The organism is Pseudomonas sp. FSL R10-0399, from assembly GCF_009600165.1.
Classification (GTDB): domain Bacteria; phylum Pseudomonadota; class Gammaproteobacteria; order Pseudomonadales; family Pseudomonadaceae; genus Aquipseudomonas; species Aquipseudomonas helleri.
In genome coordinates, this window is sequence record NZ_WIWK01000034.1 from 40,947 (window position 1) to 51,995 (window position 11,049).

The 11,049-nt window shown below is 52.8% G+C and carries 10 protein-coding genes, 4 tRNA genes and 1 rRNA gene; all 15 read right to left on the minus strand.

Annotation, left to right across the window (positions count from 1 at the left end):
* Positions 1-7 precede the first annotated feature (7 nt).
* The gene (rpoB, locus tag GHO41_RS12395; RefSeq protein ID WP_048373853.1) at positions 8-4,081 is read right to left on the minus strand and encodes a DNA-directed RNA polymerase subunit beta; all 4,074 of its coding nucleotides are present in this window, start codon (positions 4,079-4,081) and stop codon (positions 8-10) included.
* Positions 4,082-4,300: 219 nt separating this feature from the next.
* Positions 4,301-4,666 (minus strand): 50S ribosomal protein L7/L12, encoded by a 366-nt coding sequence (gene rplL, locus GHO41_RS12400; protein ID WP_048373854.1) that lies wholly within the window; start codon positions 4,664-4,666, stop codon positions 4,301-4,303.
* Between the two features lie 80 nt (positions 4,667-4,746).
* Positions 4,747-5,247 (minus strand): 50S ribosomal protein L10, encoded by a 501-nt coding sequence (rplJ, locus tag GHO41_RS12405; RefSeq protein WP_048373856.1) that lies wholly within the window; start codon positions 5,245-5,247, stop codon positions 4,747-4,749.
* A gap of 195 nt (positions 5,248-5,442) precedes the next feature.
* Entirely contained in the window at positions 5,443-6,138 is a 696-nt protein-coding gene (gene rplA / locus GHO41_RS12410) for a 50S ribosomal protein L1 (protein WP_048373858.1), read from the minus strand.
* Positions 6,138-6,569, minus strand: coding sequence for a 50S ribosomal protein L11 (rplK, locus tag GHO41_RS12415; protein ID WP_048362305.1), 432 nt, complete (start codon positions 6,567-6,569; stop codon positions 6,138-6,140). Before rplK ends, rplA begins: the two co-directional genes overlap by 1 nt.
* Before the next feature lie 120 nt (positions 6,570-6,689).
* On the minus strand, positions 6,690-7,223 hold the full coding sequence (nusG, locus tag GHO41_RS12420; RefSeq protein ID WP_026014126.1) for a transcription termination/antitermination protein NusG: 534 nt from the start codon (positions 7,221-7,223) through the stop codon (positions 6,690-6,692).
* 9 nt (positions 7,224-7,232) lie between these two features.
* On the minus strand, positions 7,233-7,601 hold the full coding sequence (secE, locus tag GHO41_RS12425; RefSeq protein ID WP_016779165.1) for a preprotein translocase subunit SecE: 369 nt from the start codon (positions 7,599-7,601) through the stop codon (positions 7,233-7,235).
* Between the two features lie 45 nt (positions 7,602-7,646).
* Positions 7,647-7,722, minus strand: a tRNA-Trp gene (locus GHO41_RS12430).
* A gap of 241 nt (positions 7,723-7,963) precedes the next feature.
* Positions 7,964-8,039, minus strand: a tRNA-Thr gene (locus GHO41_RS12435).
* Between the two features lie 25 nt (positions 8,040-8,064).
* A tRNA-Gly gene (locus GHO41_RS12440) sits at positions 8,065-8,138 on the minus strand.
* 24 nt (positions 8,139-8,162) lie between these two features.
* Positions 8,163-8,247: transfer RNA gene (locus GHO41_RS12445), tRNA-Tyr, on the minus strand.
* A gap of 110 nt (positions 8,248-8,357) precedes the next feature.
* Entirely contained in the window at positions 8,358-8,837 is a 480-nt protein-coding gene (locus GHO41_RS12450; RefSeq protein ID WP_048373861.1) for a hypothetical protein, read from the minus strand.
* A gap of 7 nt (positions 8,838-8,844) precedes the next feature.
* Entirely contained in the window at positions 8,845-9,588 is a 744-nt protein-coding gene (locus tag GHO41_RS12455; protein ID WP_048373867.1) for a pantothenate kinase, read from the minus strand.
* Entirely contained in the window at positions 9,578-10,525 is a 948-nt protein-coding gene (gene birA, locus GHO41_RS12460; RefSeq protein WP_082148813.1) for a bifunctional biotin--[acetyl-CoA-carboxylase] ligase/biotin operon repressor BirA, read from the minus strand. Before birA ends, GHO41_RS12455 begins: the two co-directional genes overlap by 11 nt.
* Positions 10,526-10,720: 195 nt before the next feature.
* A 5S ribosomal RNA gene (rrf, locus tag GHO41_RS12465) occupies positions 10,721-10,836 on the minus strand.
* Positions 10,837-11,049: the final 213 nt, after the last annotated feature.

Sequence of the window (11,049 nt, forward strand, 5' to 3'; positions counted from 1 at the left end):
TCACGTGTTATTCGGTTTCCAGATCGATATCGATGCCGAGGGAACGAATTTCTTTGATCAACACGTTGAAGGACTCGGGCATGCCCGGCTCCATACGGTGATCGCCGTCCACGATGTTTTTGTACATCTTGGTACGACCGTTCACATCGTCCGACTTCACTGTGAGCATTTCTTGCAGAGTGTATGCCGCGCCGTAAGCTTCCAGCGCCCAGACCTCCATCTCCCCGAAACGCTGACCACCGAACTGCGCCTTACCACCCAACGGCTGTTGGGTAACCAGGCTGTAAGAACCAGTAGAACGAGCGTGCATCTTGTCGTCTACCAAGTGGTTCAGCTTCAGCATGTACATGTAGCCAACGGTAACCGGACGCTCGAACTTGTTGCCGGTACGACCATCAGTCAGCACCATCTGGCCGCTGTCTGGCAGGTCTGCCAAACGAAGCATTGCCTTGATTTCGCTTTCTTTGGCACCGTCGAACACCGGGGTAGCCATCGGTACACCGCCGCGAAGGTTCTTCGCCAGATCAAGGATTTCTTGATCAGAGAAGTCATCCAGGCTTTCTTGACGACCGCCAATTTCGTTGTAGATCTCATGCAGGAACTTACGCAGGTCAGCAACCTTGCGCTGTTCTTCAATCATGAGGTTGATCTTCTCGCCCAAACCTTTGGCTGCAAGGCCCAAGTGGGTCTCGAGAATCTGACCAACGTTCATACGCGAAGGTACGCCCAACGGGTTGAGGACAACATCAACCGGGGTGCCATTGGCATCGTACGGCATGTCTTCAACCGGCATGATCACGGAGACCACACCTTTGTTACCGTGACGACCGGCCATCTTGTCACCCGGCTGGATGCGACGACGGATTGCCAGGTAAACCTTGACGATTTTCAGCACGCCTGGAGCCAGGTCATCGCCCTGCTGCAGTTTGCGCTTCTTGTCTTCGAACTTGTCGTCCAGCAGACGACGGCGATCGATGATGTAAGCCTGAGCTTTCTCAAGTTGCTCGTTCAGAGCATCTTCAGCCATGCGCAGCTTGAACCACTGACCGTGCTCAAGACCGTCCAGGACTTCATTGGTGATTTCCTGGCCTTTCTTCAGACCGGCACCACCTTCGGCAATTTGACCGACCAGGGCAGAGCGCAGACGTTCGAATGTAGCGCCTTCAACAATGCGGAACTCTTCGTTCAGATCCTTGCGGATTTCGTCCAGCTGAGTCTTCTCTATCGACAGGGCACGAGCATCGCGCTCTACGCCATCACGAGTGAAGACTTGTACGTCAATGACAGTACCTTTGGTACCGGTTGGTACGCGCAGGGAGGTGTCTTTAACGTCGCTGGCTTTTTCACCGAAGATTGCACGCAGCAGTTTTTCTTCCGGGGTCAGTTGGGTCTCGCCTTTCGGAGTGACCTTACCTACCAGGATGTCGCCCGGGCCAACTTCGGCGCCGACGTAAACGATACCGGCTTCGTCCAGCTTGTTCAGTGCAGCTTCACCCACGTTCGGGATGTCTGCAGTGATTTCTTCAGGGCCAAGCTTGGTGTCACGGGCCACACAGGTCAGTTCCTGAATGTGGATCGTGGTGAAACGGTCTTCTTGAACAACACGTTCCGACAGGCAGATGGAGTCTTCGAAGTTGAAGCCGTTCCATGCCATGAAGGCGATACGCATGTTCTGACCCAGAGCCAATTCACCCATATCGGTGGACGGACCATCGGCCATGATGTCGCTGCGCTGAACCCGATCACCTTTACGCACCAGCGGACGCTGGTTGATGCAGGTGTTCTGGTTGGAGCGGGTGTATTTGGTCAGGTTGTAGATATCAACACCAGCTTCGCCGGTCTCAACTTCATCATCAGCAACACGAACCACGATACGGCTTGCATCGACGGAATCAATAACGCCGCCACGACGAGCCACGACGCAAACGCCGGAGTCACGAGCTACGTTACGCTCCATGCCAGTACCTACCAGCGGCTTGTCAGCGCGCAGTGTTGGTACAGCTTGACGCTGCATGTTCGAACCCATCAACGCACGGTTGGCGTCGTCGTGCTCGAGGAACGGAATCAGCGACGCAGCAACCGAAACTACCTGTTTCGGCGAAACGTCCATCAAGGTGACGTCTTCCGGCGCCTTAACGGTGAATTCGTTCAAGTGACGAACAGCTACCAGTTCATCAACCAGGACTTTCTGATCGTTCATGGTGGCCGAAGCCTGAGCGATAACGTGATCCGCTTCTTCAATAGCAGAAAGGAACACGATCTCGTCGGTAACCAACGCGTCTTTCACTACACGGTACGGGCTCTCGAGGAAGCCGTACTGGTTGGTGCGCGCATAGGCAGCCAAGGAGTTGATCAGACCAATGTTCGGACCTTCTGGCGTTTCAATCGGGCATACACGACCGTAGTGAGTCGGGTGTACGTCACGAACTTCAAAGCCGGCACGCTCACGCGTCAGACCGCCCGGGCCCAGTGCAGAAACACGGCGCTTGTGGGTGATCTCGGACAGCGGGTTGTTCTGGTCCATGAACTGGGACAGCTGGCTGGAACCGAAGAACTCTTTCACTGCCGCAGCCACTGGCTTGGCGTTGATCAAGTCTTGCGGCATCAGGCCTTCGCTTTCAGCCATCGACAGACGCTCTTTGACCGCACGCTCAACACGTACCAGGCCAACGCGGAACTGGTTTTCAGCCATTTCGCCTACGCAGCGAACACGACGGTTACCCAGGTGGTCGATGTCATCGACGATGCCTTTGCCGTTACGGATGTCGACCAGAGTCTTCAGTACCGCGACGATGTCTTCTTTGCACAACACGCCCGAACCTTCGATTTCGGTACGACCGATACGACGGTTGAACTTCATCCGGCCGACCGCAGACAGGTCATAGCGCTCAGGGCTGAAGAACAGGTTGTTGAACAGAGTCTCGGCAGCATCCTTGGTTGGAGGCTCGCCAGGACGCATCATGCGATAGATCTCAACCAGCGCTTCCAGTTGGTTGCTGGTGGAGTCAATTTTCAGCGTGTCCGAAATGAACGGACCGCAGTCGATATCGTTGGTGTACAACGTTTCGATGCGTACGACTTGGCTCTTGGCAACTTTTGCCAGGATTTCAGTGGTCAGCTCGGTGTTGCACTCAGCAATGATTTCGCCGGTCGCCGGGTGCACGATAGCTTTGGCCGTTGTGCGACCCAGGACATAGTCCAGAGGCATAACGAGCTCTTTGATACCGGCTTTTTCCAGCTGGTTGATATGGCGAGCAGTGATACGACGGCCCTGCTCAACAATCACCTTGCCTTTGTCATCGGTAATGTCGATGGCCGCGATTTCACCGCGCAGGCGCTGAGGCACCAGTTCCAGGCTGATGCTTTCGCCTTGAACGTGGAAAACGTTAGTGGTGTAGAACGCTTCCAGTACTTGCTCAGTGCTATAGCCGAGCGCGCGAAGCAATACGGACGCAGGCAGCTTGCGACGACGGTCAATACGTACGAACACGCAGTCTTTAGGGTCGAACTCAAAGTCCAACCACGAACCACGGTAAGGAATGATACGCGCGGAATACAGCAGCTTACCGGAGCTGTGCGTCTTGCCGCGGTCGTGGTCAAAGAACACGCCCGGGGAACGGTGCAGCTGGGAAACAATTACACGCTCGGTACCGTTGATTACGAAGGTACCGTTTTCAGTCATCAGGGGGATTTCACCCATGTAGACTTCTTGCTCTTTGATGTCCTTGATCGCTTTATTCGACGATTCTTTGTCGAAAATGATCAAACGAACCTTCACCCGCAAAGGTACGGCGTAAGTCACACCGCGCAACACGCATTCTTTGACATCAAATGCCGGTTCGCCCAGGCGATAACCGACATACTCCAGCGCAGCATTGCCGGAGTAGCTGATGATCGGGAAAACGGATTTGAAGGCCGCATGCAGGCCCACGTCGCGGAACTGATCTTTAGTCGCTCCCGCCTGCAAGAATTCACGATACGAATCCAGCTGGATTGCCAAGAGATACGGCACATCCATGACGTCCGGCAACTTGCTAAAGTCCTTGCGGATACGTTTTTTCTCAGTATATGAGTAAGCCATCAGCGTTCCCCAGCTTGGTCACCTGCTTGTTTGGCCTCTCCCGACGGGAGCAGCCAGAAAATCGTGCAAACCCCTTGGTTTGCTCCACCGCACAGGGTGGTTACAGCTCGTTTATGGCGCCAACCCAGTCGGCTGCCAAGAACGGAAAAAGGCCGGTGGCATGAGCCACCAGCCATCAGCCTCAGCTTAACGCTTGGGCTGGAGACGCAAGGTCGATGCTTACTTCAGCTCGACTTTAGCGCCTGCTTCTTCCAGAGCAGCTTTGGCTTTGTCAGCTGCGTCTTTAGCAACAGCTTCCAGAACCATTGCTGGAGCGCCGTCAACTACTGCCTTGGCTTCTTTCAAGCCCAGACCAGTCAGTTCACGAACAGCCTTGATCACGTTAACTTTCTTCTCGCCAGCTTCCAGCAGCATGACGTTGAATTCAGTTTGCTCTTCAACGACAGCAGCAGCAACAGCAGGACCAGCAGAAGCAGCAGCAGCCGAAACGCCGAACTTCTCTTCCATTGCTTTGATCAGCTCAACGATTTCCAGAACGGATTTCTCGCCGATTGCTTCGATGATTTGCTCGTTAGTCAGAGACATGACTATAAATTCCTGTATTGGGGTGACAGCCTATGCGGCCATCGAAATAAACAATAAACGCTGAAAGGAGTTGCTCAGCCTTAAGCTGCAGCTGCTTCTTTCTGGTCGCGAAGTGCCGCCAGAGTACGAGCCAATTTGCTGGTAGCGCCTTGAATCACGCTCATCAGCTGAGAAATTGCTTCGTCACGGGTCGGCAGGCTTGCCAGTACGTCGATCTGATTAGCTGCGAGGTACTTGCCCTCGAACGCAGCTGCCTTGATCTCGAACTTATCCTGACCTTTAGCGAACTCTTTGAACAAACGGGCAGCAGCGCCTGGGTGTTCGTTGGAGAATGCGATCAAGGTCGGGCCAGTGAACACGTCGTTGAGAACACTGTATTCAGTGTCAGCAACAGCGCGCTTGAGCAGGGTGTTACGTACAACACGTACGTATACGCCAGCTTCACGAGCCTCTTTACGGAGTCCGGTCATAGCGCCAACTGTCACGCCGCGGGCATCAGCCACAACAGCAGACAGGGCAACTTTGGCAGCCTCGTTGACTTCAGCGACGATGGCCTTCTTGTCTTCGAGTTTAATTGCCACGGGTTTAACTCCTGCTTGTTACCGTTTCATCTGACCTGAGTCGGATGTCGTTTTGGTGTCTGATTCGGTAAGGAACCGGGAGCACCATCTGCGTAGGCTTGAGGTTTAAGACTTGCGCCGCCTACGGTCTTGGATAGCCCCCGCCAGGCAGGGACCCCAATCTTTCATTGGCGCAGCATGCTGCGCCAATTTGTCTTACGCGTTCAACGAACCTTGGTCGATGACCAGGCCTGGGCCCATAGTGGTGCTCAGAGTAACGCGCTTAACATAAATACCTTTCGAGGAAGCTGGCTTGATACGCTTCAAATCAGCGATCAGGGCTTCAACGTTTTCCTTCAGTTGAACAGCGTCGAAACCGACCTTGCCAACGGAAGTGTGGATGATACCGTTTTTGTCGGTGCGATAACGAACCTGACCAGCTTTTGCGTTCTTAACCGCAGTCGCTACGTCTGGAGTTACAGTACCAACCTTAGGGTTAGGCATCAGACCACGTGGACCGAGGATCTGACCCAACTGACCTACAACACGCATTGCGTCCGGGGAAGCAATAACTACGTCGTAGTTCAGGTCGCCGCCTTTCATTTCGGCAGCCAGGTCGTCCATACCAACGCGATCAGCGCCAGCAGCCAAAGCAGCTTCAGCAGCTGGACCCTGGGTGAACACAGCTACACGTACAGTCTTGCCAGTGCCGTGTGGCAGCACAGTTGCGCTACGAACAACCTGGTCAGATTTACGTGGGTCTACGCCCAGGTTAACAGCGATGTCGAAAGACTCGCTGAACTTAACAGTCGACAGCTCAGCCAGCAAAGCAGCAGCGTCTACAAAGTTGTAAGACTTGCCAGCTTCAATTTTACCGGCGATTGCCTTTTGACGCTTAGTCAGCTTAGCCATTACACACCCTCCACGTTAAGGCCCATGCTACGAGCAGAACCGGCGATGGTACGCACGGCTGCATCCAAATCAGCTGCAGTCAGATCCGCGTTTTTGGTTTTCGCGATTTCTTCCAGCTGAGCACGGGTAACGGTGCCAACCTTAACGGTGTTAGGGCGAGCCGAACCGCTAGTCAGACCAGCAGCCTTCTTCAGCAGAACCGAAGCAGGGGTCGACTTGGTTTCGAATGTGAAGCTACGGTCGCTGTATACAGTGATGATCACTGGAGTCGGCAGGCCTGGCTCAATACCCTGGGTACGGGCGTTGAAAGCTTTGCAGAATTCCATGATGTTCACACCGTGCTGACCCAAAGCTGGACCAACAGGTGGGCTTGGGTTGGCCTGAGCGGCCTTCACTTGCAGCTTGATGTAAGCGGTAATCTTCTTGGCCATGAGGCACTCCAATTACGGGTTCAGACGCCTAACTTAAAAGGCTCCCCGGTTACTTGCGTGTTTATCCCAGTGACGACAAAACCCCACGACCGAAGCCGTGGGGTTGGGATGCGTGTCCAGCTAGACCTTTTCGACCTGGCTAAACTCTAGCTCCACCGGAGTGGAACGTCCGAAAATGAGTACAGCCACCTGGATGCGACTCTTTTCGTAGTTAACTTCTTCGACCGTGCCGTTAAAGTCGGCAAACGGACCGTCGGTGACGCGAACAACTTCACCCGGCTCGAACAGTGTCTTCGGCTTGGGCTTGTCGCTGCCATCAGCAACGCGACGCAGAATTGCTTCTGCCTCTTTGTCTGTAATCGGTGCAGGCTTATCAGCAGTGCCACCGATGAATCCCATCACACGAGGGGTATCCTTGACCAAGTGCCAAGTACCTTCGCTCATGTCCATCTGGACTAGCACATAGCCAGGGAAGAACTTGCGTTCGCTTTTGCGTTTCTGGCCATTACGCATTTCAACCACTTCTTCAGTGGGAACCAGAATTTCGCCGAAGCCATCTTCCATGCCTGCCAGCTTAATACGCTCAATCAAAGAGCGCATAACATGCTTTTCGTAACCCGAATAAGCATGCACTACGTACCAACGCTTAGCCACGGGACACCCTTAGCCAACAATCAAGGAAACAAGCCAGCCGAGCAGGGAATCCAAACCCCACAACAGCAACGCCATAACAAGAACAACAGCCACTACGATCAACGTAGTCTGCGTAGTTTCTTGGCGAGTCGGCCATACGACTTTACGAATCTCAGTACGAGCTTCCTTTACCAAGACAGCAAACGACTTGCCTTTCGCGGTTTGCAAACCCACATAGGCAGCAACAGCAGCAATCACAAGAAGTGCAATGACGCGATACAGGATCGGCGAACCAGAATAATACTGATTCCCAACAACGCCAACTACCACAAGGGCAACCACTACTAGCCACTTGAGGAGATCGAAGCGAGAGCCTTGAACTTCAGCCTTGGGAGTCATCAAAGAGGATCCTGTGAAAAGAAAGCCAGACGCATTGAGCGAATCTGGCAGGTCAGGAGGGAATCGAACCCCCAACCTACGGTTTTGGAGACCGTCGCTCTGCCAATTGAGCTACTGACCTAAAACATTATCGAGCCGCCGATTATGCAGACCCGAGAGAGACTTTTCAACAACCTTTGCAATTACTTTATCGCCAAGCCCAAAACCTAACGACACGTCAGCAGCAGAATGCAGGCCACCAACGACAGCAATCGCCAACCAGAGCAGCAACACCTTACAACAGCGCCACCAGCAAACACTCCGGACAAGCTTTTCAGCCCGTTAAAACAAAGGCAGATATTTTCATATCTGCCTTGTTTATATGGAGCTCTTGAGCGGATTTGAACCGCTGACCTCACCCTTACCAAGGGTGTGCTCTACCAACTGAGCTACAAGAGCAAAACACCATTGAAACCAGCGCGAATGGAGCGGGTGGCGGGAATCGAACCCGCATCATCAGCTTGGAAGGCTGAGGTTCTACCACTAAACTACACCCGCAAATCATGCTGATTAGCGCAAATATGGTGGAGGGGGAAGGATTCGAACCTTCGAAGTCGTAGACGTCAGATTTACAGTCTGATCCCTTTGGCCGCTCGGGAACCCCTCCTGAGCTGAGCGGGATTCTACAGCATCCCAACCCTTTGTCAACCGCTTTTCTCAATTAAATCATTAAGTTAGCTTTATGACTCACTTCACATTTAAAACCGTTTCCGGTGTTCACTGTGGAGCGGGCGCCATTCTATGCAAACTATCGGACGCTTGCAACCCCTGGCACTGCTTTTTTTCGTATTTCAACTCATTGAATTCATTGAGAAGACTTTGTAGAACCTTTTCAACAGCCTGCACATTGTCCGATGGAGAAAGGACCAGGACAAAATCACCTGCGCCCGCACCTTCCAGGCTGTCCAAACCACTCTTTATTCCTGCATCTGACAAACTTTTTTTAATCTTGGCCTCAGCGTCAGAACGGATCAACCCGCTCAGGTAGAAGCAGACACCTTTATCACTGCTCGCGCTTTCTCCAGACTGTACAGGGACAAGCCCTGTTCGCGTTTCACTCAGCAGCTGTATTTCCTGCTTGCTTCCTTTGTACAACGATAGAGATACAACCTCCTTCGCTTTAAGAGGAGCCTCTTGCTGATGCCATACAAAGTAGAAAATATTCAATACAACAAGCAGCAGAAACAACCAGCGCATAGAAACCTCAATAAATAGGACAAGCTGCAGCCAAGCCTATGAACACAAGATCTTTCACCAAACGACCCTCAGGCACAGCGCAAGCCACGAGATCTGCATCACCGCCCGTGAGAAACACCTCGAAATCATCCCCCCAGTAATCACGTGCCAATTGCAACTGACTCAGGACAAACCCTCGCAACATCATTAGACAGCCACGCTCCACAGCTTCAACAGTCGTCCGCCCGGGACTATTTCGCAACAACGCCTGCTCAGCCGAAAGGTTGTCATATCTGATTCGCCGGGTATGCGTGCGCAACTCGTTACGCATTAACGGTAATCCAGGGCATATGAACCCACCCAAATGCTTACCGTCTTTAGCCACAAAATCGGCTGTTACGGCTGTACCCAGATCCAGGACAAGACAGGCGCGCCTGGAGAGCTCATAAGCGCCGATCAAGGCTAGCCAGCGGTCCAAGCCTAGACGCTCAAAGTCCTCATAGCCGTTCGTTACTCCCGCCATCACTCTTGCCGGGCTTGCACACACTACTTCTACCGAGAATGTGGACGACAAAAGAGCAGCCAGACTCGCAGTTTCACCGTCACTGCGCACACTCACCAAACGGCAGCGCGTGATGCGCAGCAACGGGCTAGCCAAGAGCGCGGCTATGAGACCAACATCGGAATCTACAACGCCACCATCGACCACAGTATTGCTATCAAGTACTCGCCACTTGATAAAACTGTTACCGCAATCCATTTCAAGAATCATGGCGCAACCTCAAGCTCAGCTCGCCACCACTAAAAACCTTCTCCTGACCCGCGACATTAAGACGCAATGCCCCCTGCTGATCCACACCAGCGACCACGCCATCAACAGTGTGTGTACCCGCAATCAACGTAACCTCACGCCCTTGCCACAAATGGTTGGACTCCCACTCTGCCTGAATAGCAGCAAATCCTTCAGCCTCGTGGCGAATCAGATAACCCTGCAAATTGCGACCCAAGGCAACAATCAGCTCATTCCGATTGATCGCCTGACCCGCCTCCAAGCGAACGGATGTCCAGGACTGATCGACATCACTGGCGACCATCATATTAACGTTGATGCCGATGCCTATAACGACATGACACACATCAGCTGGATCACCCACCAGCTCCAGCAGAATACCGGCGATTTTTTTATTGCCCACCAGTACATCGTTGGGCCACTTTAAACCCGCATCGCGACTACCAAATTCACGAAGCGAACTCAAAACCGCCAGACCGACAATTAAACTCAGTCCTTCAAGCTGACGCATGCCACCATCAATTCGAAGTACCAGGCTGTAATAAATATTTTCGGCAAACGGGCTGATCCACTTTCTCCCCCTGCGTCCTCGACCTGCGCTCTGCTGCTCGGCCAGAATTACAAAAGGCGCCTGAACTCCTCCCGAAATTTCGCGCAAAGCTTCTGCGTTCGTCGAATCGAGGGACTCATGTATGGAAACAGGATAAGGGCTATCAGCGAGCTGATCGCGCTCGAGAAGCTCAAGCGGCGCGGCCAATTGATAGCCACGACCACGAACTTTATGGATAGGCAGGTTCAGGTCAGCTTCCAAACGCTGCAACTGCTTCCAGACCGCACTACGGCTTATGCCGAGCGCAGCACCCAGCGCTTGCCCAGAATGAAAACGACCATCTTTAAGAAGCTTCAACAACGTCAGCATGCAAGTTACGCCTCACAATCAGGCACGCATAATAACGACGAGCCACGCTATTGCATAGAAACCCTGTAAGAGAAGGACTGTACAACACTGACAAGCAACGCAACGCTGTAACGCACCCTGCCCCGTCGACAGTGTTTTTCGAGCACAAAAACAAAATCCCTGTCTGCGTGAGCAGACAGGGATTTTGGAATTTAATCTTGACGATGACCTACTCTCACATGGGGAAACCCCACACTACCATCGGCGATGCATCGTTTCACTACTGAGTTCGGGATGGGATCAGGTGGTTCCAATGCTCTATGGTCGTCAAGAAATTCGGTACCCAGGTCGTTACTTACGTAACGCTCCAGCGAATGGGTATGTAATAGAGTCGGTGTTTTGTGAGTTGCAAACTTTCGGTTTGTATCGTCTTCACACACCGCAATCTGGTCGCTTTGGTTAAAGCCTACTCAAATTGCTTGGGTGTTATATGGTCAAGCCTCACGGGCAATTAGTATTGGTTAGCTCAACGCCTCACAGCGCTT

What these genes read in the sequence shown, in the direction of transcription:
- birA (WP_082148813.1), bottom strand. Translation starts at nt 10,525, where the DNA reads ATGCTGACGTTGTTGAAGCTTCTTAAAGATGGTCGTTTTCATTCTGGG.
- GHO41_RS12450 (WP_048373861.1), bottom strand. Translation starts at nt 8,837, where the DNA reads ATGCGCTGGTTGTTTCTGCTGCTTGTTGTATTGAATATTTTCTACTTT.
- rplL (WP_048373854.1), bottom strand. Translation starts at nt 4,666, where the DNA reads ATGTCTCTGACTAACGAGCAAATCATCGAAGCAATCGGCGAGAAATCC.
- secE (WP_016779165.1), bottom strand. Translation starts at nt 7,601, where the DNA reads ATGACTCCCAAGGCTGAAGTTCAAGGCTCTCGCTTCGATCTCCTCAAG.
- rplK (WP_048362305.1), bottom strand. Translation starts at nt 6,569, where the DNA reads ATGGCCAAGAAGATTACCGCTTACATCAAGCTGCAAGTGAAGGCCGCT.
- GHO41_RS12455 (WP_048373867.1), bottom strand. Translation starts at nt 9,588, where the DNA reads ATGATTCTTGAAATGGATTGCGGTAACAGTTTTATCAAGTGGCGAGTA.
- rplA (WP_048373858.1), bottom strand. Translation starts at nt 6,138, where the DNA reads ATGGCTAAGCTGACTAAGCGTCAAAAGGCAATCGCCGGTAAAATTGAA.
- rpoB (WP_048373853.1), bottom strand. Translation starts at nt 4,081, where the DNA reads ATGGCTTACTCATATACTGAGAAAAAACGTATCCGCAAGGACTTTAGC.